The 22,933-nt window shown below is 49.4% G+C and carries 19 protein-coding genes; 8 read left to right on the plus strand and 11 right to left on the minus strand.

The window, feature by feature from the left end; translation table 11 throughout:
- Window positions 1-86 precede the first annotated feature (86 nt).
- Complete coding sequence (locus tag ACYVK4_RS14620; protein ID WP_461128261.1) at window positions 87-908, minus strand: alpha/beta fold hydrolase; 822 nt, start codon at window positions 906-908, stop codon at window positions 87-89.
- 413 nt (window positions 909-1,321) lie between these two features.
- Between ACYVK4_RS14620 and ACYVK4_RS14625 the strand changes: the two genes are divergently transcribed.
- The 3 genes from ACYVK4_RS14625 (at window position 1,322) to ACYVK4_RS14635 (ending at window position 6,127) form a co-directional block, all read left to right on the plus strand.
- Window positions 1,322-2,335, plus strand: a complete 1,014-nt coding sequence (locus ACYVK4_RS14625) for a fasciclin domain-containing protein (RefSeq protein ID WP_461128262.1) — start codon at window positions 1,322-1,324, stop codon at window positions 2,333-2,335.
- 345 nt (window positions 2,336-2,680) lie between these two features.
- On the plus strand, window positions 2,681-3,562 hold the full coding sequence (locus tag ACYVK4_RS14630) for a sugar phosphate isomerase/epimerase family protein (protein ID WP_461128263.1): 882 nt from the start codon (window positions 2,681-2,683) through the stop codon (window positions 3,560-3,562).
- Between the two features lie 108 nt (window positions 3,563-3,670).
- The gene (locus ACYVK4_RS14635; RefSeq protein WP_461128264.1) at window positions 3,671-6,127 is read left to right on the plus strand and encodes a TonB-dependent receptor; all 2,457 of its coding nucleotides are present in this window, start codon (window positions 3,671-3,673) and stop codon (window positions 6,125-6,127) included.
- A gap of 113 nt (window positions 6,128-6,240) precedes the next feature.
- Here ACYVK4_RS14635 and ACYVK4_RS14640 read toward each other — a convergent pair whose 3' ends face one another.
- The gene (locus ACYVK4_RS14640) at window positions 6,241-6,423 is read right to left on the minus strand and encodes a DNA-binding protein (protein WP_461128265.1); all 183 of its coding nucleotides are present in this window, start codon (window positions 6,421-6,423) and stop codon (window positions 6,241-6,243) included.
- A gap of 146 nt (window positions 6,424-6,569) precedes the next feature.
- Between ACYVK4_RS14640 and ACYVK4_RS14645 the strand changes: the two genes are divergently transcribed.
- Window positions 6,570-8,093: a GH3 family acyl-acid amido synthetase gene (locus tag ACYVK4_RS14645; protein WP_461128266.1), complete on the plus strand. Its 1,524-nt coding sequence runs from the start codon at window positions 6,570-6,572 to the stop codon at window positions 8,091-8,093.
- A gap of 61 nt (window positions 8,094-8,154) precedes the next feature.
- On the opposite strand, the gene ACYVK4_RS14650 is transcribed toward ACYVK4_RS14645, so the two are convergent.
- From ACYVK4_RS14650 to denD, 4 genes are all read right to left on the minus strand, one after another.
- Window positions 8,155-8,790: a hypothetical protein gene (locus ACYVK4_RS14650; protein WP_461128267.1), complete on the minus strand. Its 636-nt coding sequence runs from the start codon at window positions 8,788-8,790 to the stop codon at window positions 8,155-8,157.
- A 97-nt stretch (window positions 8,791-8,887) separates the two neighbouring features.
- Window positions 8,888-10,459, minus strand: coding sequence for a M81 family metallopeptidase (locus ACYVK4_RS14655; protein WP_461128268.1), 1,572 nt, complete (start codon window positions 10,457-10,459; stop codon window positions 8,888-8,890).
- Between the two features lie 286 nt (window positions 10,460-10,745).
- Window positions 10,746-12,215, minus strand: coding sequence for a GntP family permease (locus tag ACYVK4_RS14660; RefSeq protein ID WP_461128269.1), 1,470 nt, complete (start codon window positions 12,213-12,215; stop codon window positions 10,746-10,748).
- A 4-nt stretch (window positions 12,216-12,219) separates the two neighbouring features.
- On the minus strand, window positions 12,220-13,164 hold the full coding sequence (gene denD / locus ACYVK4_RS14665) for a D-erythronate dehydrogenase (RefSeq protein WP_461128270.1): 945 nt from the start codon (window positions 13,162-13,164) through the stop codon (window positions 12,220-12,222).
- Window positions 13,165-13,282: 118 nt separating this feature from the next.
- On the opposite strand from denD, the gene ACYVK4_RS14670 reads away from it, so the two are divergent.
- Window positions 13,283-14,683 carry a four-carbon acid sugar kinase family protein gene (locus ACYVK4_RS14670; RefSeq protein WP_461128271.1) on the plus strand — a complete coding sequence of 467 codons (1,401 nt, stop codon included), beginning with the start codon at window positions 13,283-13,285 and terminating at the stop codon, window positions 14,681-14,683.
- Window positions 14,684-14,725: 42 nt separating this feature from the next.
- Here ACYVK4_RS14670 and ACYVK4_RS14675 read toward each other — a convergent pair whose 3' ends face one another.
- The 4 genes from ACYVK4_RS14675 to ACYVK4_RS14690 form a co-directional block, all read right to left on the minus strand.
- The gene (locus ACYVK4_RS14675) at window positions 14,726-15,127 is read right to left on the minus strand and encodes a hypothetical protein (protein WP_461128272.1); all 402 of its coding nucleotides are present in this window, start codon (window positions 15,125-15,127) and stop codon (window positions 14,726-14,728) included.
- A gap of 107 nt (window positions 15,128-15,234) precedes the next feature.
- Window positions 15,235-15,567 carry a YegP family protein gene (locus tag ACYVK4_RS14680; RefSeq protein WP_461128273.1) on the minus strand — a complete coding sequence of 111 codons (333 nt, stop codon included), beginning with the start codon at window positions 15,565-15,567 and terminating at the stop codon, window positions 15,235-15,237.
- Window positions 15,568-15,869: 302 nt separating this feature from the next.
- Window positions 15,870-16,523, minus strand: a complete 654-nt coding sequence (locus ACYVK4_RS14685; RefSeq protein WP_461128274.1) for a hypothetical protein — start codon at window positions 16,521-16,523, stop codon at window positions 15,870-15,872.
- Window positions 16,524-16,840: 317 nt separating this feature from the next.
- Entirely contained in the window at window positions 16,841-17,194 is a 354-nt protein-coding gene (locus ACYVK4_RS14690) for a single-stranded DNA-binding protein (RefSeq protein WP_461128275.1), read from the minus strand.
- Window positions 17,195-17,357: 163 nt separating this feature from the next.
- Here ACYVK4_RS14690 and ACYVK4_RS14695 point away from each other — a divergent pair, with 163 nt between their 5' ends.
- Window positions 17,358-18,026, plus strand: coding sequence for an SGNH/GDSL hydrolase family protein (locus ACYVK4_RS14695; RefSeq protein WP_461128276.1), 669 nt, complete (start codon window positions 17,358-17,360; stop codon window positions 18,024-18,026).
- 244 nt (window positions 18,027-18,270) lie between these two features.
- Here the strand turns inward: ACYVK4_RS14695 and ACYVK4_RS14700 are convergent, their stop codons facing one another.
- Window positions 18,271-19,113 carry a LysR substrate-binding domain-containing protein gene (locus ACYVK4_RS14700; RefSeq protein ID WP_461128277.1) on the minus strand — a complete coding sequence of 281 codons (843 nt, stop codon included), beginning with the start codon at window positions 19,111-19,113 and terminating at the stop codon, window positions 18,271-18,273.
- 104 nt (window positions 19,114-19,217) lie between these two features.
- Between ACYVK4_RS14700 and ACYVK4_RS14705 the strand changes: the two genes are divergently transcribed.
- Entirely contained in the window at window positions 19,218-20,561 is a 1,344-nt protein-coding gene (locus ACYVK4_RS14705; protein ID WP_461128278.1) for a proton-conducting transporter transmembrane domain-containing protein, read from the plus strand.
- Between the two features lie 27 nt (window positions 20,562-20,588).
- Window positions 20,589-22,883: a DUF2309 domain-containing protein gene (locus tag ACYVK4_RS14710; RefSeq protein ID WP_461128279.1), complete on the plus strand. Its 2,295-nt coding sequence runs from the start codon at window positions 20,589-20,591 to the stop codon at window positions 22,881-22,883.
- Window positions 22,884-22,933: the final 50 nt, after the last annotated feature.

Raw genomic sequence — 22,933 nt, forward strand, 5'->3', positions numbered from 1 at the left:
CATAAATCAGACGAAGTAAGCCCCGGTCCTTATGTCCAAAAACCGGGGCTTACTTCGTCTAGTTTGCAAAACTTATAGAAAGCGGATTACGATTGCACGAATTTAAGCAAGTCGGCATTAATCGTGGCGGCTTCGGTTGTTGGCATCCCATGCGGAAATCCGGGGTAGGTGATCAACTGGCCATTTTTTAGGAGCTTAATGGCTTTGTGGGCAGTAATCTGGATCGGTACGATCTGATCATCTTCACCGTGTAAAATCAAAACGGGTACATCGATGCTGGTTAGAACATCGGTAAAATCAGTTTCTGAAAACGCTTTGATTCCATAATAATGCGCATTGATGCCGCCCATCATTCCCTGTCGCCACCAGTTATCCCGTACGCCCTGTAGGGGCGTTGCACCGGGCCGGTTGTATCCGTAAAAGGGCAGGGTGAACTCATAAAAATACTGCTGACGTTTGGTTGCGGTTCCTTCCCGAATCTCATCAAACACCGACATCGGAACCCCATCCGGATTTGACTCGGTTTGTACCATTAATGGCGTTACGGCACTAATAAGCACTGCTTTGGCCACCCGACCTTGCCCATATTTTGCTACGTAATGAGCCACTTCTCCGCCACCCGTAGAGTGTCCGATGTGAATGGCATCGGTAAGGTCGAGAAATTCGTAAAGTTCGGCGGCATCGGCAGAATAGGTGTCCATGGTGTGCCCATTCGCGGTTTGGGTAGAGCGACCATGGCCCCGGCGGTCATGCGCAATAACCCGGTACCCATGTTCCAGAAAGAACATCATCTGAGCATCCCAATCGTCGCTGGACAATGGCCAGCCGTGGTGAAAGACAATGGGCTGGCCTGTCCCCCAATCTTTGTAATAAATTTCGGTGCCGTCCTTAAGTTTCAGCGTAGGCATATTAGGTAGTTTTTAGAGTTAAAAAGAATGCCGGAGAGGGCAAGAGCTCTTCGATTTGCTGCTACAAATTTGGGGAGACGTGGAGTAGGGATAGCGGTAAAAATCGCGGATAATGCAGTATTATCTACGGTTCTTTCGTGCCTGATGCAGGCAGTTAAGAAACAGCCGAACGCCCTATGGATGGTCGACTCCCCCCGGCCGGTGTTTTGCTGCTAAGAGGGTTCGGTTAAAGCCCGGCTATTGGGGTAAAGAATACGGCTTTGAGTCTGGAATAATAAATAACTGATTGGGCCTTACAATAAGGTTGGTAGTTTTTTCACATTCTTATAAACAATAAAAATAAACATGAGCTTGTTTTTAATGTGGTTTTAATGTCAACCCATTATCTATTTTTCAACAAACCTCAACCATTTATGAATAACAAGACAATTCAATCAAGTCGTCGGGTAGCTGGTATCTTAGCCTTTCTGTTAATCGGTTTTTCGTTTACGCTTACTTCCTGTAAGGACGATGAAAACCCGACGACAACCCCTCCGTCAGGGTCCTCTACCATTACTGACCTGGTTGTTGCCAGTGACCAATTCACCTTTCTGGAAGAGGCTGTGAAAAAGGCCGGTCTGGCCACCACGCTGTCGGGTACGGGTCCATTTACGGTATTTGCCCCAACGGATGATGCGTTCCGGGCCGCCGGTTTTGCCAATGCCGCAGCCGTTAGTGCAGCCGCGGATACCACCTTGCGCCGTATATTGTTGTACCACGTCTTGGGTGGTTCCTATCCGGCATCAGCCATTCAGGCTGGTCAAACCGGCTTGCCTACCTCGCTCAGCGTAAATGGCACAACGTACGTGAACAAGGCTACAGCGACAACCGGAACAGGTGTATCGGTAAATGGGGCGCGGGTGATCACGGCCGATGTACAGGCCACTAACGGTATCATTCATGCCATCGATCGGGTATTGATGCCCCCAACCGGTAACGTCCTTCAGGTTGCCCAGGCCGATACAACGCTGAGTTTGCTGGGTGCTGCGGTGGCTCGTGGTGGTGCGGCTGTGGTATCTGCTTTGTCGGGTTCAACACCCCTAACGGTGTTTGCGCCAACCAATGCAGCGTTCCGGGCAACGCCCTATAACACAGTGGCTGCCATCAATGCGGCTCCAGTGGCAGCCCTAACGGCAATTTTGACGAATCACGTTGTCGTTAACCCCGGCAGAGCTTATTCACCTACCCTCGTTAGTGGCCCAATCACCACGTTTGGTACGGGCAGCGTAACGGCGACAGTAGGAACTGGAGATGCCCTTACATTACTAAGTCCGGGTAATAGCGGTCAGGTATCAAACGTTCTACCAAACACTGCGGGTGTTCAAAATCGGGATATTACAGCAACCAATGGCGTTATTCACAAAATTGACCGGGTATTACTACCATAAGTTAGTATAAACGTGAAGCGGTGGACTAGTAAGATTTGTGGTCTGCGGCACGCTAAAACAGGTTGAACACCGAGACGGTCCGCCGTTTCGGCACAAAGTGTACGGAGGTTTCCAGGTGAAGTCCTCTGTACACTTTGTGCCGAAACAGCGGACCGTCTCGTTGGTTAATATTCTGTACTGCCTATCTCAATAAATGAATAAGACATATAGGTAACCCTAAAATTGTGAGAAAACCCTGATTGAATGCACTGTGCCCGGTTGGCAGCGTTGACAAGTAGCAATGGAAACCAATAAACTTTATCCACTAGCTAAGTAGGTTCAATCACTCCGGACACCCCGCGTATCATGCCTTCAATCAATAGAAAAACCTTTCTTAACCAACTTTCCCTGATGGCGGGTGCGTCTTTGCTGACGGGACCGGCTTTTGCCGCAGAAACGGCGCGGGCTAAATCAGCCATTAAGTTGGGCTTCGTTACCTATTTGTGGGGTAAAGACTGGGATTTGCCTACCCTCATTAAAAACTGTGCAGATTCCAATATCCTTGGTGTTGAACTGCGCGTCGAACACGCACACAATGTCATGCCCGAACTCAACGCAACCCAGCGCCGGGCGGTGAAGAAGCGTTTTGCCGATAGCCCAGTCAAACTCATTGGATTAGGCACGAACCAGCAATTCGATTTTATAGACCCGGATAAACTGAAAGCCTCCATCGAACGCACGAAGGAGTTCATCCGGTTAAGTGCAGATGTGGGCGGAACAGGCGTGAAGGTGAAACCAAACGCCCTCCATAAGGAGGTGCCCGTTGACAAAACGGTCAACCAGATTGGCGAATCCCTCAACGACCTTGCCCGGTATGCGGCTGATTTCGGGCAGCAAATCCGGCTCGAAGTTCACGGCGAAGAAACGCAGGAACTACCCATGACCAAACGAATTATGGACGTGGCGACTCATCCCAATGCCACTATCTGCTGGAACTGCAACCCCCAGGATTTAAACGGCAAAGGCTTTCAGGCCAACTTCGACCTCGTTAAAGATCGCTTCGGTGCCACCTGCCATGTTCGTGAACTCGACCGAACGGACTATCCGTATCAGGACTTGTTGAACAATCTGGTGGCCATAAACTACAAAGGCTGGGTCCTTCTCGAATGCCACACTGATCCGGCCGATAAAGTAGCGGAAATGAAAGTGCAGCGGGCCGTATTCGATCGGATGATTCGGAAAGTGTGAGCGCTCATAAATCTAACTTTATGGCAGCACAATGAGTATATCGTACTGAAAATCGGCCTCACCAAATAGCGTCATCCTGTCGAACGGTCGGGAATGACTGATACCTACATGCAACAAAAAACTTTACTTACACTAACGCTGACACTGGTTTGCCTGATATCGGCAAACGCCCAAACCCTCGTTAACGGGCGAATCCTTGATAAGACTACCAGCCAACCGGTTCCGTTCGTAAGTGTGGCTCTGTATCGTCAGCCCGATTCGGTGGTGGTGAGCGGGGCAATTACAGACTCCACAGGTCAGTTTAGGATTACTGATACAAAAGCCGGGATTTATACGCTCCGCACGTTTTTTGTCGGCTATAAACCTGTTTCGGTTCCGGTTTCAATTGTCCGAAACCAGCCGCTCGATGTGGGTTCACTACTGCTGGAAGGCGATTCCAAATTACTCAACGAAGTTCGGGTAGCCGGGCAGCGTTCCGATGTTGTCATGCAGGCAGACCGCCAAACGTACCGGGCTGCCCAGTTTCAATCGGCTGCTGGCGGAACGGCTACTGATATTCTTCGCAATCTACCCGGTCTGAGCATCAATGCGGAAGGCGATGTGAGTTTGCGGAGAGCCAACGGTTTTCTGGTGCTGTTAAACGGAAAGCCTGTTCAGGCCAATCTGGGGACGTTGCTCAATCAGATGCCCGCTAACAGCATCGAGTCGATTGAGGTAATCACCACACCGAATGCCCGTTACGACCCCGATGGGAAAGCGGGTATTATCGCCATTATGACCAAGAAAGGTGTCGATAATGGCTGGTCGGCGCAGGTGAACGGGCTGATAGGCTTGCCCAGCACGAACGCCTTTGGCAATGCATATAACCCCGTTCGCTATAGCCCGGACGTAACGCTTAACTACCGTTCGGCCCGTTGGGATGTTACGCTAAGCTCCGCCTATATCCGCAACGACATTGCCGGACGGCGGGAGGGTGATGTAAACACGACCATCGGTAATCGCTTTACCCGGTTCCCGTCAACGGGTGAGCGGAGTTTCGACCGCTACACTTTTACTAACCGACTGGCTATTGCCTACGCCCCCAATAAGTCGACCACCTGGACCTTGGGCCTGTATCAGAGCCAGCGAACCGAAGACCGGCTGGCCGATATTTTTTACACGAATAGTACAACCGATCTATTAACGGGACAAACCGTGAATCGGCGGGCGTATTTCAACAGCAACCTCGTGCGGAAAGGGGGGCGGTTCTACACGGCCAACCTCGATTATGCCCATACTTTTGCCAATAAAGGCACGTTGAGTGTGGGGGCCTTGTATGAGTATGACCTGATTGACGGGTTCACCAGCAATCGCAACGTAAATCGGAACAATTACCGGGATACACTACAATATTCCTACTCGACCACCGATCGTCCGATTCAAAACCTACGGGCCAATGTCGACGGTAGCGTGCCTTTTCTCGGCGGCAAGCTGGAAGGTGGCTATCAGTACCGGTATCAGGAAGATAGGGGCGACTACCGGTATCGACAGCAGGATGGCAATGGGTTGCCGCTGCTGGTGGTTCCGGCTTTCACCGGTACTACAGCCATCAACAGCCGCATTCATAGTGTGTACGGGCAGTTTGGGGCAGTAGCCAAAAAACTGGAGTATACGATTGGGCTGCGCTATGAACATTCCGTGCGCGAGGTGTTATCGCTGCCCCGTAACCAGACGTATTCGCTCACGCTGAACAACCTGTTTCCGTCATTCAATATGCTCTACAAACCCAAAGGTGGACTGGCCTTGCGGGCAGGATTCAGTCGGCGGGTACAGCGAAACAGTAATTTTGCTTTGAATCCGTTACCCGAACGCGAACACTCCGAAACCCTCGAACAAGGCGATCCGAACCTACTGCCTGAATTTATCAACTTGGGCGAACTGGGCATTAGTAAGGATGTAGGCCGGAGTACACTGCTGGCTACGGTTTATTATCAGGGCGTTCAGAACACCATTAATCGGGTAAACCGGGTGTTTGCTGATACAATCTTAAGCCGCATCTATACGAATGCCGGCTTAACCCAGCGACTGGGCGTTGAATTGGCAACTGATCTGAAACTGACCAAAAGCTGGAAGGTATACGTGGGCGGCACGGTCTACCGGTTCACTCAGGCGGGCCAGCTGTTTCAAAACGAAGTTATTTTCGACAGGGCGGCCTGGGTGTACTCGGTCAACGCCAATTCGACTGTGCAGATTAGCCCTACGCTGGTCTGGCAGGCCAATGTAAATTACCTGTCCCGGCGCATTACAGCCCAGGGTGAAGATTCCCGGTTTTTAATCCCTACTATGTCGGTAAAAAAGAGCCTGATGAAGAATCGCCTGACGGTGATGGCGCAGTGGCAAAATATTGGACTTGGCTTTTTGCCAACGAACGAACAGCGGATTACCACCTCTGGGAAGGATTTTTACACGACAACGAATTACATACAGGAGAAGGATATTTTCCTGATCAACCTGAGCTATTCGTTCCGGCAGGTCAGCAAACGGGCAAAGCTGCCGGGTAATGAGTTTGGTGAAAAGGAGTTTTGATACGTAAGGAAGGGGGAAACCCGCCAAGCCAAAGGCTAATCCGTAATAACCTGTCTTGTCTTCAGCCTGGCGGGCTCCGGCCCACGATACGTTCCGACGGGATGCGTGATCTATTATTGTCGTCGTGCCTGATACGCGCGCAAAATCTGTTCCCGGATCACCTCCGTTCTTCCGATCCGTTCACTCGTTAACCGACTCTGATCAATGTAGCTTTTCAATCGCCCAACTGTAATGTGTAACTCCTGGGCCGCTTCCCGAATTGTATAAAATAATGTTCCTTCGATTGATTTAGGCATACCTCAACGAATTTGATTATTCCATCCTGCCGGTATAGACAGGTAGTCTACTAAGAATCTGTTGAAGAATAATGTTCTTTCTTCACCAACAAAGCCCACCCGATCAGGTTTATTAAGAAACAAATACTAATCGATAAAGGGTCCATATGGCAGTTTTTGGTGAATTAATCAAGAAAGCAATTGATGTTTACGGCTTTGTAACGTCGGAGCCTGACCCGGCAAAAGCGCAGCGGGAAGTACTACAAAATCTGTTAACCAAAGCTCGTCTGACGGCTTTTGGAAAGAAGCATAATTTCACTGAGTTGCTCAATAGTCCTGATATTGTTACGGCTTTTCAGGCGTCAGTGCCTGTTTATGATTACGACAAACTGCATAATGACTGGTGGCACTATTTGCTGGAAGGGCACCAGAATGTGACCTGGCCCGGTGGACAAAACTATTTTGCCCTGAGCAGCGGAACTACAAGTACCAGCAAAGCCATTCCGGTGACGGACGACATGATCGATTCGATCCGGAAGTCAGGCATCCAGCAGGTCATGAGCCTGAAAAACTTCGACCTCCCTTCCGATTTTTTTGAAAAGCAGATCATGATGCTGGGCAGCAGCGTCAACCTGATTCAAAAAGATGACCACCAGGAAGGCGAAATCAGCGGTATTAGCGCGGCCAATATTCCGGCCTGGTTTCGGGGGTATTACAAGCCCGGTATCGAGATTGCGTCGATCACCGACTGGGATGAAAAAGTGCATCAGATCGCTAAAGAAGCACCAACCTGGGATATCGGAAGCCTGAGCGGTATTCCGTCCTGGATCGAAATGATGCTGAAAGAGGTAATCCGCTACAACCGGCTAAACACCATTCACGACATCTGGCCCAACCTGCATGTCTACACGTCGGGTGGGGTCGCCTTTGAACCTTACCGGAAAAGCCTCGAAAACCTACTGGCCCGGCCCCTCACGTACATTGATACCTACCTAACATCGGAAGGGTATCTGGCTACGCAGAAACGGCCGGACACTTCCTCGATGAGCCTGATCCTCGACAATGGCATCTTCTTCGAATTTGTTCCGTTTGTGGAGGAGAATATGGATGAGGAAGGCCGGGTGAAACAGGAGGCCACTGTTCTTTCGCTGGAGCAGGCGGAAGAAAACGTTGATTATGTCTTACTGATCTCGACCGTTTCGGGTACCTGGCGTTACATGATCGGTGATACGGTCATGATTACCGATAAGCAACGGTCCGAAATAAAGATTACCGGCCGGACAAAGCATTTCCTGAATGTCGTGGGCGAACAATTGTCCGTTCACCAGATGAACAAGGCGATGCAGACCATGCAGAAACGCTACGATATTGAAATAAAAGAGTTCGTTGTGTCGGCGATTCGCAAAAATGGGGAGTATATCAACAAATGGTACATCGGCTCTAACAAAGAGGTGAACAGTAACGAAATGGCCGCTGCGCTGGATAGCGAACTTTGCGACAACAACAAAAACTACAAGGTAGCCCGGAGTAAATCGCTGAAGGGTGTTGAAGCGGAGGTAATACCCGTTGAGAAGTTCTACCGATGGAGCGAGGATTTCAAGAAGCTGGGCGGTCAGGCTAAAATTCCAAGAGTGATGAAGGAGGAGGATTTCCTGGAATTTGAAGAATACGTAAGTCAGGTAGTCCTATAAAATGATACTTTTTCTATGGTGACGTCAGATAGACCTATCTGACGTCACCATTTTATTTCTGCTACAATTCCCGGCGCTGCCAATCCAGCTTTTCTTCTTCCAGCCGCTTCACCTGTTCCGTTATCTCTTCAGGTGAAACATAAAGCCGCGCTATTTTGTCTTTATACGTTTGCGGTAGTTCGGCATGATCCAGAATGAACCGCTTCGTCTCAATAAGGTATTTACCCAACCCATGCCGAACAGCGTGTCCATCAGCGATACGCTCCACCTTTTTGACATAATCAGCAGAAAAGACATAGCCCAGGCCGAAACGGACCATATCCAGATTGCTTCGGCTTTCATAATCCATAACATGTCCCAGCTCGTGACCGATCCAGCCAATCATGATGGCTTCGGGCAGTTGATGGATGGGAATGGCGGTGTGCGTCAGTTTGAACATCGAGCTGATATTAATTCGGTAAGCTCTGGATTTTCGGCCCATAAGTATGGTGCTGAAAACCGGCTGAGCCTGCATCACCGACGATTTTATTGACTGCTTGAAGATAAACTGAATGTGCGTTTCAGCCAGTTCCGGGTAAAAAGAAAGAGCCGTTAAAACGCTGTGTTCGATGATCGACGGTATCGTTTTATTCGTTCGAAACCGGGCCAGTGCTGGCGTGATTTCAGAAGATTGGGCGTTAATTCCGGATGCCAGCATAAGAAATCGAATTTAAACTATCTCTTTTCTTAACGTGCTGGAAGGAAATTGGTTTGCCTGTAGTCCCGGAACGATACTCGGTACTACAGGCTCAATACTACTTCGTTCCGGACAGCGGCACTAACTGCGCCGACAGGTTCGGCTTGCTCATGTCTTTGTCGAAGGGGAAGATGGGATGCTTGATGCGCTTGTAAGGTAAGCTGGCCAGATCCTGATTGACCCCACCTGGTGTAAGCGCCATGATCCAGCCCTGTTGCATAGCGTAGAGTTCGGGTTCGAGGTAGCCAATTTTGACTACCACAATGTCTGCTTCCCGGGGTTTGAGGCCCAGTCGGGTAAAGTCGATTTCTTTGTGATAAGGCTTGCGTTTCTGCGTCACGATCACGTGTATACTGCCCACTTTCACCACGACTTCGACCTCCGCGTCTTTATCTCCTTTCACAATGGATTCAACGGTTCCTTTAAGCTTGACCGGTAGGGCAAACCGTGAATCTACGCGCGCACCGGCTACTCCGTCAACCTGCCCGCCAACGCCAACCGCCATGGCTTTTTTGACCAGTTCCGGGTCGGGAATGGATGCGTAAATCAGCGAGGGTCCATTGGCCTTAAACTCCGGACGAGCCAGCAACTGAGTCAGCGTCCAGGTAACATCGCCCGCGCCACCCGCCGTTGGATTGTCGCCGGTATCGCTTATGAAAAAGGGGTGTTTTTTACTGGCAAAGGCGTCCGACAGGCATTTTTCCAGCGTGCCTGTTGGCGCAACAAAATCAAATTGGTGGCGGACGTTCCAAAAGTCGAGCGCCAGTTTCTCGGCGGTCTCAGTCACTTTACCCCTGTCATCGCCGGTCACCATCACAACGGCGTGGTTTCGGGGTTCATCGGCCCAGGCATAGCCAATCCAGATTGCCGCATCGACGATCCCTTCCCGGTGGTCAGCCAGCGGTTCGACCTGCTTATAAAGACTCTTGCCCGGCTCGATGCGGGTACTCGTTTTTTCGCCCGGCAGCAGGATCGGGACGGGTATCCAGGCTTTATAGGCTGGTTTGCCTTTGCCGCTTTTGATGCGTTCGATCAGATTAACAACAGCCCGTTCTTTGGTCTGCATGGCATCTTCATGGGGGGCCATACGGTAGCAGGTAATCAGATCTGAGTTTTCCGCCAGTCGCCACGACACGTTGCCGTGCAGATCCATTGAGGTGGAGACAAGGGTTTTATAGCCGATGACTTTCCGGATACGAGCGAGGAAATCGCCTTCGGGATCGTCGAGCCCCACAACGCTCATAGCCCCGTGGATATCGAAATACAGCCCATCATACGGGCCGTATTTTTTAAGTGAGTCCAGCGTTTTGCTGACCAGCGATTCATACGCCTGCCGGGTTACGGCCCCACCCGGCAGCGATTTTCCAACGATGGTGGGCAGCCACATCGCCTGTTTGCGCAGGGGTGAAACGGGCATCATAAAGGGGTAGGCATTGAATACTTCCGGGCCATACCGAGCATGAAAGGCTTCTTCCTGCGTCAGAGCGGGTGAGAAGGTGCTGGATTCGATTCCCAGCCCCGCAATGGCGATTCTCGGTAAGCTCGTTGACGAGGTAGGGGTGGCTGATTGCGAAAAGCCACAACTTATGGCGAAAATCCAGGCGGTAATCCCAAAGATGATGTGTTTCATGCCCACAATTTAGTCCAATCAAGGCAGTAGGCAAGCATTCTAAGGGTAAGGTCTGATGGAGGTACTAAATCTAACAGTGTTAGATCATGAAGTGGGCTATAGAAAAATGGAATCCAACTTGACCTTTCGTTTATGAATCCACTCTATTGGGAAATTCCTCAGACTAGGTGTTAAGAGAGGAAACACGTTCTTAAATGCGTAAGCAAAGCATTAGAAGCGCAAACCAAATTTAGGTTTGGCCGTCTGTGCTCTTCCAAAAAATGCCGGAATTAATTTGCCAGGCGGGTTAGGCGCGTTGTCTTTTACGAAGTGTCACCAAAATAAGCGTCAGGCCAGCTAGTGGGATGAGCGGATCAAGCAAGGACCCGCCGTTGCCAAAGATCAGGTTCAACAACGCAATCAACACACCGCCCACCGCCCAGCTAAGGCTGGTGGGGATAGACCAGGTCATGATCTGCTGGTTCACATCAGCAATGCCCATCATCCGGTTGACGACCCAGAACAAACTGTCGTTAAAGTAACTGAAAAACAGTGAGCCAATGACTGCGGCCTGTGCGGCCAATAGCATATTCATACCCGGCACCTGCGCGAGGATGGGTGCCGTAATAGAAGCCGCCGTGATCATGGCTACTGTGCCGGATCCCTGAATCAGCCGAATGACGGTAGATACCAGGAACGGAATCATAAGGGGAGAAAAAGGAAGCTGGGCAATGAGTCCTGCCAGTTGGGCTCCCGTGCCCGTTTCCCGAACCACAAAGCCCAGAGCACCACCCGCCCCGGTTACCATGAGAATGATGCCTGCCGATTGAAGCCCCTCTTCCAGACGGGCCGACGTCTGATGACGATCCAGTGAGGGTACTAATGTATATACGGCGAGTAAGGTGCTGATGCACAGCGCAATTATGGGTGTGCCGATAAACAAAATAAGCTGCCCGATCCAATGCCAGACTCCCGACTCATTCCCAATGGTCGGAACAATCATGGTTAAAATCGCTTTGGCGAAAATCAGGAGTATAGGGACCCCGATTGGTAAAAGAGAATTGGTTAATGAAGGTAACAAACGTTCTGTTTTTTCAGCGCTCTGTTCTTCCTTTCTAAATGTTACGCTGTTGTCGGGAATTAGTTGTTCGGCTGACGCCGGGTACCTTTTACCCAGCCATTTCGCGTAGAGGATAAACGTAAGTGTGCACGGAACACCCAGCCCCATGCCCAATAGCATCATAGCACCAACATCGACGCCAAACAGGCCCGAAACACCCAATGGACCGGGTGTGGGCGGCACCATTGTATGCGTCACTACCAGCCCACCTGCCAGAGCAACGCCCAGGGTGACCAAAGGTCGTTTGCCTTTCAGGGACAGGGCTTTGGCTATTGGAAAAAGAATGACAAAGGCAGAATCGGCAAAGATTGGGATGCTGATAAAGTAACCCGTGAGGGCCAGTGCCCATTCTTCCCGCCGGTTTCCCAGCCAGTTGATAAACGAATAGGCGATTTGCTCGGCCGCTCCCGACACTTCGAGGATACGGCCCATCATAACACCCAATCCAATGATTATCCCAATATTGCCCAGGGTCGAACCAAATCCTTTGGTGATGGCATCGAGCGTTTCGCTTACCGACATGCCGCCCGTCAACCCGGAAATACACGCTGCCATGATCATGGCGATCAACGGGTGTACTTTGGTGCGTAACACCAGAAAAATAAGCACAAAAACAGCAACGGCCAGCCCAATAATGGGAATGGAGGAATGAGGCATCCGGCTAAGGCTTTGGTTGGGAAATGAATTGTCGGATGAATTCGTCAAAATGGCTGTCCATTGTGAACCCAAGTTGCAGCGCCCGGGTGTTGTCAATTTTACCCGGCCAACTGCTCACAATGGCGTTGATGGCTGGATCGGGCCGAAACTGAACCCGGTTCCGCGTTTCTGTATCGGTCATGCGCTCAAGCGAGTCCAGCATCTGCTGAACGGTAACACTGATGCCGGGCAGGTTTACCGTTCGCCAGTCGCCGAAAGCTGTACCATTCAGATGAGCCGCCCGGATAATATTTTCGATAATCGTTTCCGGGCTCGATAGCCATAAGGGCAGGTCAGGGGATACAGGGCAAATGGCTTCTTCCCCATGAATAGGCTCCCGAATAATGCTGCTGACAAAGGAAGAGGCTGCCTGATTGGGCCGGCCGGGACGAACGCAGATGGTTGGTAATCGCAAAACGCGTCCATCGACATAATTCTTCCGGGTATAATCGTTAACCAGCAGCTCGCCCATGGCTTTCTGGGTACCGTAAGAGGAGCGGGGGGTAATTACGGTCATGTCATCAACAAGGTCCGGTAACGCTCCGCCATACACAGCAAGCGAACTGGCAAACACAAACCGAATGCCCGAATGTTGATGGCGACAGGCCTCCAGTAGTTGACGGGTTATTTCCAGGTTGACGGCCCAGCCCAGATCAAAATCTTTTTCGGCATGGCTGCTGACAACGGCCGCCAGATGAAAAACAATAGCTGTTTTGCGGGTGATCAGGTTTTTTACTTCGTCTGCTATGGATAAATCAGCCTGTTGGCAGATTACCCGGCCGTCGGCAATAGCGGGGGGCATCAGCACATCCACCAGGACCAGTTCATCGAAAGTAAGTGTACTGTTCAGCAAAGCGTTTGCCAGTCGTTGCCCCAGGAAGCCAGCCCCTCCCGTTATAATTAGTTGCATAGATTTGGCGTCTTACAAAGTAGGTTCAACATGAAATCGTCTATTGACGTCAGTATAGAATGGCTAATCGTCCGATTTTTACTCTAACGAGGGCGGTTCGCTTTGTAAAGGAATGGATATGTACGAGAATTTAAATCAGATGATGGCCAAATTGCCACCAGAATACAGCGAAAACCTGCTTCCGGTCATTCACGAGGAATTTAGTGAAAGTGGCAAAACCATTATCGTACTTGATGATGACCCCACCGGCACCCAAACAAGTTATGATGTAACGGTGCTGACAACCTGGGATGTAAGCCTGATGGCGGACGAGTTAAAGAAAAAGCCAGCTGTATTGTTTATTCTGACAAATTCGCGTAGCCTGACTGAACAAAAGGCGGTTGATCTTGCCCTCGAAATTGGCGCAAACCTGAAGCAGGCGGTTGCGATTGCCCAGCGGGAGATTGTGGTCATCAGCCGGAGCGATTCAACATTGCGGGGGCATTTCCCGGCTGAAGTAGATGCCATTGCCCAGTCGATGGACATGATAGAGGCTGTTGTGGTTCTGGTACCCGCTTTTATTGAGGGGGGGCGAATTACGGTTGATGATGTTCATTACCTTATCGAAAATCAGGAACTGGTGCCTGTGTCGGAAACCCCTTTTGCGCGGGACCTGGTATTTGGCTATAAAAACGCCAATCTGAAGGCATGGGTTGACGAGAAAACGAAAGGGCGTGTCCGGGCATCGGAGGTGCAGTCAATATCGATTGACGATATACGAGTGGGCGGTCCGAAAGCCGTGTGCGATACGTTGAAAGCCATGAAGGACGGGGCCGTTTGTATTGTCAATGCGGTCAGTTATAGAGATCTGGAAGTCGTTGTTATGGGGTTGCTGGCAGCTGAAAAAGGTGGCAAAAAATTTCTGTACCGCAGCTCGGCAACGCTGGTCCCCCTCAGGATTGGGGTGGAGAGTGGTAAACCTTATATTCCTGAACCAGAGAAAGAGCCTTCCTCAACCGGTGCGTTGGTCATTGTAGGTTCTTACGTGCCTAAAACCACTAGTCAGCTGACCTGGCTGCTGCAAAGCGGGAAGTATTTATCCATTGAGATACAGGTTGGAATGCTGCTGAACTCGGTCGACGCAAATTCGTTGGCTGAAACGATCAGTAAACAAACCGATGAGTGGCTGGCTGCCGGAAAGGATGTTGTCATCTATACAAGCCGACACCTGGAGGTTGGTCGGGATGAGGCAAGCAACCTGGCCATTAACGCACAAGTATCAGAATTCCTTGTGACCATCGTGAAAAACCTGAAAATAAGGCCCCGTTTTATGGTGGCTAAAGGGGGTATTACGTCCAGCGACCTGGCATCAAAAGGCTTGTCAGCCGAGAGAGCCCATGTCCTGGGTCCTATATTAGCTGGCGTTCCAGTGTGGCGGATGGATGAGAAAAGTAAGTTTCCAGGTATCCGTTATGTTGTGTTTCCCGGGAATGTGGGTAGCGAAACCGCCCTGGAAGAAGTATGCCGGGCGCTGGGTTGACTCCCAATTGTGGGTGAAGACAACTTATGCGCCGGAAAACTGTCAGCTGCTGAATAGGACCGTTTTGCCTCGTTTCAACACATAACCCGTTCCCTTACGGAGGGTTAGGTCACCGCTTCTCCAGCTGTACTTACCGGCTTTCCCCACCCGGCTCATCAGAATACCAGAAGGAGTACCGGCCATGAAAACCTCTGCTTTTTTGTTGTTTTTACTGAAAACAACGGCGGCCATAGAGGTATATGAACCAGTAGGGTGCATTTCTTTAAGTTGTACTTTCTGTTCAAATACCCGTATACAATCGTTTTTGAGAACTGAAAATGTGTAGCCCGCCGAGCCGATACAACCGTGCGAATCTTTATCGTTGCCAACTGTGAGGCCTGTTTGGCCGGATGCAAGCGCACTGATCAACAAAAAAAATGAACTATAGACTAATCGATTATACATGAATAAATGACGTTAACGCTACGCAAACTATACCCTGTAAACGTCGGGAAGCCGATAAGACAACGAGGTATGTAATCTCTGTCTATCGGCTTCCTGATTCCCACTAACTACTCTGTCTGGTCATCGACATTGGCGTCGGCTGCATTGGTCTTTACCGAGGCTATGCCATTGTCGCGCGAGGTTTCACTCTCATACATTTCGCTGGAGCCGATGATTTGGCCGTTGCCAGCTTTTAACGTAAAATAAGGCTTTCCACCGGAAGACGTCTTTCGGTCAAATCGGGCATCATCCTGCGAATTGGTCTTAACCGATTCGATGCCGTTCAAGCAGCTTGCTTTCGATGAGTACCCTTCACTGCTCAAAATGACCTGCCCATTCCCGGCTTTGAGATTGAACTGAAATTCTCCGTTTTTTCGTGTCGTAATAACGAATTTACCCATTGGTGGTTCTGTTTGACTGGTGGAAAATTAGTGGTATGAAGTACTAAAGTGTTTTAAAGGAAGGCTGATCCATGCGGCTTACACAATTACTGTTTATTGTAAAATTGATAAGAGAAGAAAACAGTTGATTTAATCGCTCTACCCGGATGATAATGGCCTTGCTGAGTGCTAATGTACTTAATATATTTTATTTGTGACAAACTTAAATGAGTAGGAAGTATGCACTTTAACGGATTATTCAAAATAGTTTGGTTTCCTTATTTATTGATTTTAAAAGTTGAGTTACTAGCCTATTTTGTTGGTCAATTTGATGGAATAAAATTTGTTGGATCAAAGCCCTGTAAATATGAAATTTGCCAAACGCCATTGCTTTTTTTTGCTTTCACTTTATAAATAGAGTCATCGCCCCAGGTCCAGCCAAACGTAGCCTTATCGTTGTCTATATTAAGATTGATTAGGGCCAGCGTTTTCCAATAGTTCTCTGGGCTATCCTGGCAGTTGCACCATGGATTTGAATCATTTCCAAAAGGGGGCATGTCGCCAACTGACCACTCCAGTTGCTTGTTTTTAAGTTTCCCGTCCAGGGTCAGGCCAATGCTTTTATAATTATCAAGAAATGAGCCATCGAAGTAATTGGTCGCTTTGAGTTCGTTTAGCCGATTATTGAGCTTCTTTTTGTCAATACCCATGTAGCGAATTTGCTGCTTATCAGCAAGTGGATCAAAATCATCCATCGAGCTTTTCGTTTCATGCCACTCATAAACGCTCCTAACTAACTTTTGAAGCTGCGCTTTATTATCTGTTAAACCAAGCGTAGCTTTTTTATAAGTAGTATCTGTTTTTGGGTTTCTTACAGATGCTGATATTGTTGCTAACGCTGATGTCTTTTCGCTTTTAGGCTGGTTACATGAAAAACAAATCAGACCAATAAGCGCAGCAAGTTTCACTTGTTTCATATACAATACTAAACGTCATCTTTTTGAATTGACTTTTTGTAAGGCTTTTGATTGGAATAAAGTTCGGTCTATTTAGTATTGAAATTATTTCCAATTTAATAAATGGATAAAATAGACTACTAAAAAAGTAAAATCTATATTTAATCTTATAGTGCTCGATGGGAGAATCAATTCAGCTATAAAAACTGATTTTTTTATAATTTGAATTGGTCACAAGTAATAAGCACCTTAAGTTCGTTGTACTGCCTTACTAATCTGCCAGAACAAGGAAAATGAGGTGCTTATGCTCAATGAACCGATAAGGTTGGTATATTTATTTAGTCTTCAGTTTGAATGTCGGTTTTCCGGTCCAGCATGATGAAGCTCTCACCAATAATTTCGGTCACATACTTTTTATTTCCGTTGGGATCGTCATAGGACCGCGTTTTTAACTTGCCTTCCAGGTAGATCATACTTCCTTTCTTTAAATACTGCCCGGCCAGATCGGCGAGTCCTCTCCACACCACAACCGTGTGCCATTCAGTGTTAGATTGCGTCTGCCCTTTGTCATCTTTATAACCCTCAGTTGTTGCCAGCGAAAACTTAGCGACACTAACGTTGCCTTCGAGTTGCTGAACCTCCGGGTCTTTGCCCAGATTGCCCAGTAGAGTAACTTTATTTAATCCTCTCATTGATAATGGATGGTTGTCTGAAAGCAGGTGTCCCTGGTTTTAGAATGATAAATGCGTTAACTCCCCTGAGACGTTAAATAGTCTATATGGTTACCTTCGTTTACTTAACTTAAAAGTGGCTTTTGCTTTGAGTATTGCGAATTCGTATGTTGCTTTAAGCGTTATGACAACTAGTATTCGCTCTCTGCTTTTTCTTTTGACTGCCGGTTTGCTTGCCATGAGTGCCGCAAAACCCACCCGTGTCGTTTTCTTTGGCGATTCCATTACCCAGGCCGGGGTTAATCCGGGTGGTTATATTGACCGCCTGAAAAAAATGCTTCCTTCCGATCAGTTCGAACTGATTGGTGCCGGTATTGGCGGTAATAAAATTTATGACCTGTTCCTCCGCATGGACGAGGATGTACTGGCTAAGCAACCCGATGTGGTGATTGTTTGGGTAGGTGTCAACGATGTCTGGCACAAAGCCTCTTATGGCACCGGTACCGATCCGGACAAGTTTGTAAAATTTTACGAAGCGGTTATTAAAAAACTTAAAGCCGCCAACGCCCGCGTTATGTTATGTACCCCTGCCGCCATTGGGGAAAAAACGGATTTTAGTAATCAGCAGGATGGCGATCTGAATCAGTACAGTCAGCTCATCCGGGATCTGGCCAAACGGCAGAATATACCCGTGATCGATCTTCGGAAGGCTTTTTTGGAGTACAATTTGAAGAATAACCCCGAAAATAAGGAAAAGGGGATTCTGACAAACGACCGCGTTCACCTGAATGACGCCGGCAACGAACTTGTGGCCGAGCAGATGAAGCAGGCATTGACCAATGCCGTGAAGTAATCGTTTGAATACTAAACCAGTTTAAACTTTCTTTAAATAATGTTGAATGAGTGGTAGTTTCCGGCTGTAGGACAGCCCGGAAACTACCATTTTATTTTATCGGTCAAATGAATTGAATTTATATCATTCCGACGATAGGGGAGCGTGCTGAGTCATGATAGAAACCCCAATAATTCACAGCCCATTTGACAGGTTTAAACGGAACCGATCTTACTATTTCCTTAGTGTAGTGAGTCGCTCAACGTTAGTGTTTGAGTCTGCGAAGAACAAACTCTTCGAGGGTATTGATGGCTGCATTATTGGCTATGTGCTTAATCAGCGATATATGCGTGTCGGCTAGCTTTGGCAAGAGAGCCGCATCAATGGCCTGCAAATCTTCAGGAATCATGGTTTGGGGCATAACAGAAATGCCCATTCCCGCCCTAACAGCCGCCACCGCTCCGGTATAACTGGGACTGGAAAAGACAAGTCGCCAGGGCCTGCTGGCCTGCTCCAAAGACTCAACCGCCGAAGCGCGGTACACACAGGGCTGGGGAGCCAGAACGAGCGGAACGGGTTTTTTTGCATCAATCAGGCTGGCATCGCCTACCCATTTGAGTGGCTCTGACCATACATCCAGGCCGTTCGGAAAATCCTCTGGCCGGTTCATCTTCACCAGTACCAGATCAAACTCATTCTTCTTGAACCGATCGAATAGATTGAGTGTCAGATCACATTCGATATTCAGCAGTATTCTTGGGTGAATACGTGAAAAATCGGCCAGCACCTCCGATAGGTAGACACTGGCAAAGTTCTCGGGGAGTCCAAAGCGTACTTCTCCTTCAAGGTCAGGTTCTTTGAACCGGTCGAGCGCTTCCCGGTGAAGCGCAAAAATCCGACGCGCATATCCCAGAAAAATTTCACCTTCAGGCGTCAGCGTGAACGCTTTTCCACGAATCAGCAACAACTTTCCCAGTAGGTGTTCCAGCTTGGTTATCTGCTGACTAATGGCCGATTGGGTGCGGTTCACCCGTTCGGCAGCTTTGGTAAAGCTCCCTGTTTCGGCAACCGCGATAAAGCATTGTAAGGCGATGGTATCAATATTCATAAGAATTTCTAATGTTAAGTATTAGAATTTCGAGCTTTTCTAATATTAGAAAAGCTAATACATTTGAGCGCTGAAACAAATATAACTTATAAAGGTAATATCAAATGAATCTATTTTTACTCGATAAACTGTTCCATATCGATAGATTGTCCATAACCATGATGGGGCTGGTTGCCTTCATTGGTGTGTGTGTTGGCAGCTTTGCCTATCGTTATCTAAAAGGTGATGCCCTATACCGACAGTTTTTTATTCGGCTGGTGGCACTAATCGTCTCGGTCATGTTTATGGTCAGCGCAGATCACTTGCTTCTTTTATTAGGAGCCTGGTGCCTGAGTAACGCCCTGCTGGTTCGGTTAATGATTTATAAGACGAGTTGGAAAGCCGCAAAAGCCGCCGGACTTCTGGCAACAAAAAATTTCGTTTGGGGAGGCATATGTGTAGGGAGCGCCTTCTCAATCCTATATGCCGAAACCGGTGAAACCAGCATTCAGGCGCTTGTCCACCAGCCCACATTTTCATCCACTACAATACTGGCTCTGGGGCTGCTGCTGATGGGTGCCATGACTCAATCGGCTATTTGGCCCTTTCATCGCTGGCTGCTCAGCTCACTCAATTCCCCCACGCCCGTATCGGCTATCATGCACGCGGGCCTGATTAATGGAGGAGGGTTTTTGCTCGCCCGTTTTGCACCACTTTATCTGCAAAGTCCGGCTCTGTTAACGTTTCTGATTGTCATTGGATTCGGCACCGCTCTGCTGGGCACCTTGTGGAAACTCATGCAGCCCGATGTAAAACGGATGTTGGCCTGCTCAACAATGGGGCAAATGGGTTTTATGTTTGTACAGTGTGGCCTGGGGTTGTTTCCTGCAGCGGTTGCCCATTTGGTCTGGCATGGCATGTTTAAAGCGTATCTGTTCCTGTCAAGTGGGAGTGCCGCTAAAGAAAAACGAGTCGATCAGGGCTATCCGCCAACCTCAATTGCCTTTATTTGCTCGCTTCTATGCGGGTTAGCGGGCAGTTTCAGTTTCGCTGTTTCGAGTGGCAAAACCTGGGCAAGTGGCGATACGACACTGGTATTGATCGTCGTAGCTTTTCTAACGGCCAGTCAATTCGCCCTGCCCATTCTACAATCGAAAACGCTGCGAATGTTGCCCCTGGCCTTGATGGGTACGGGACTCTTTGGACTCGTTTATGGCGGCAGTGTTCAGCTGATTACCTGGTTTATGGCGCCGATGGAGTTGATGCAGCCCCAACCCCTGAATGGCTTTCACATGACTGGCATGCTGGCCCTAACGGTGGCATGGCTGTCCAGACTGTTCCTTCGAACTCCCGAAAAAGCCAATTCGTCGCCAGAATGGATGTTGAAAGGATATGTAACGGCACTTAATGCAAGCCAGCCACATCCCGACACTATAACCACACACCGTAATCAGTATCAGTATCAATAACCCCACCTTCTCACTACCTCCCCAGTCATGAATACTCCTTTCGTGAATACAGCCATCGTGGAAACAGCCATCGTGGATACAGCCGTCGTGGAAACAGCCGTTTTAATCGAAGCAGACAATCAAATTTTACGGCTCACCGAAAAGTTGGGCAGTGCACGTATAGCCGATCTGGTCGCGCAGAGTTTCAAAATAATAGCGCCTTTCTGGCCCCTAAAAAACCTGATTGCCGTTAATCCGCTTCAGGGACTTGAGGATTTACCGTTTGAAGAAGCCCTGCCTTTAGGCAGCGCCTATTTCCAGCAGGCTACCTTGCCGGAGCCCATGGCAGCCGTTAATCGTCAAACCATCAAATGGTTACAGGCGTATTTTGACGATGGGCAGGCAACCCTACCTATGCCACTGCGTCAGGAAGGATTGTATGCCGCCTGGAGACAGCTTGCCATGCATGATGCGTGTCTGCATGGGAACGATGCGCAAAAGCTGGAATGGTTGAGTGCTCTGCCCGAAAATCCCGTTCAGGCCATTCGGGAGTTCCTGCTTCGAGCAGCCATTGCTCCGGCCGATCACGAGCAATTCCTCACCCTGCTGCTCACCACGCTGCCGGGATGGGCATCGTATATCCGGTACCGTACAGACTGGGCGGGACTCGATTCCAATCATTGCCATCCGGTAACCCAGGTCGAGTATCTGGCCTTGCGGCTTATCATCACCCATTTGCAATGGCCGGATGCGAAGGAGTTGGTAAACTGGCATCATGCAATTCTGCAAAAGAACCAATCGAAATCAAACGTGCTGACGCAAATTCAACAGGCCGAAAGCACGTACCGACTGCCGCTGCTACAGCAGCTAGCCGCCCAGCCTCTGAAGGAAGCACGCACCCCAGACGCCCAGCTTGTTTTCTGTATCGATGTGCGTTCGGAACCGTTTCGTCGGGCACTGGAAGCGACGGGCGATTATCAAACCCTGGGTTTTGCCGGTTTCTTTGGTGTTCCGGTCCAGATTACGGATACCGTAACGGGCGAAACCCATGCTTCCTGTCCGGTGCTTCTGTCGCCCAAATATACGGTCCATGAATCGCCATGCTGTAGCCCGGCAGAACAGGAAAATGATCGCAGGGCGTACGGTCGTCAGACGAAGTTCAAGCAGCTCTATCAATCCCTAAAGTATAGCTTTACGACCCCTTTTGCGCTGGTCGAGAGTTTGGGGCTGGCCAGCGGTACCTGGATGGGATTACGCAGCCTGGCACCTGGCCTGGCCTCCCGGCTCAAACACAGTGTCAGCCAGTCGATCCGCAAACCAATGGCCGTGGAGTCATCATTGGCGACACTTCCTTTGGCCGATCAGTGTGCTTTTGCCGAAGGGGCGCTGCGGTTAACAGGGCTGACCCATAATTTTGCGCCCCTGGTCGTATTCTGCGGGCATGGAAGTACTACCCAGAACAATGCCTATGCAACAGCGCTCGATTGCGGAGCTTGTGGTGGACGACACGGAGCCCCCAACGCCCGCATTCTGGCGGGACTGCTAAATACCACGGAGGTAAGAACGTATCTTGGCCAGAAAGGGATTTCGATACCTGACACGACCCGTTTTAGGGCAGCCGAGCACAATACGACTACGGATGAAGTCTCTCTTTATGGTGATGACGCATCCGAAGCGTGTCAAAAGCTGATAAAGGATCTGGCAAAAGCCCGGCAGGTGAACAGCACTGAGCGACTGAAGCAGATGCAAAAAACGGCTGTCCAAAACGGTGGGGCACAACAAACCTGGCTTCGGTCGCAGGACTGGGCTCAGGTTCGTCCGGAGTGGGGATTAGCGCGGAATGCGGCCTTTATTGTCGGACCCCGTGACCTGACAGCCCCCCTGAATCTGCAAGGGCGTACTTTTCTGCACTCGTATGACTTTACGCAGGACCCAACCGGCTCGTCCCTCACCACGATTCTCACGGCACCCATGGTGGTGGCCGAGTGGATCAATACACAGTACCTTTTCTCTACGCTGGACAATGTAGCGTTTGGTGGAGGTAGTAAAATAACGCAGAACATTACCGGCAAGATCGGTATCATGCAGGGAAATTCAAGCGACCTGATGACCGGCCTGCCTTTGCAATCCGTTTATGCCAGTGATGAACAGGCCTATCATCAGCCCCAGCGATTGATGACGGTAGTCTATGCTCCCCGGCCGTTAATTGATTCGGTTATTCAGGCACAAGCGGTGTTGCAAAAACTGTTTGGAAATGGATGGGTGCAGCTTGCCTGTATCGAACCGGAAGATCGCCAAACGTATTTACTAACCCGTAATCTGCTTTGGCAGAAGGTGGAATAAAACGCCAGTCCGAGTAATGATGAAGCTGAGTTAGTTTCACCACCACTCGG

This window comes from Spirosoma aerophilum (assembly GCF_054782495.1).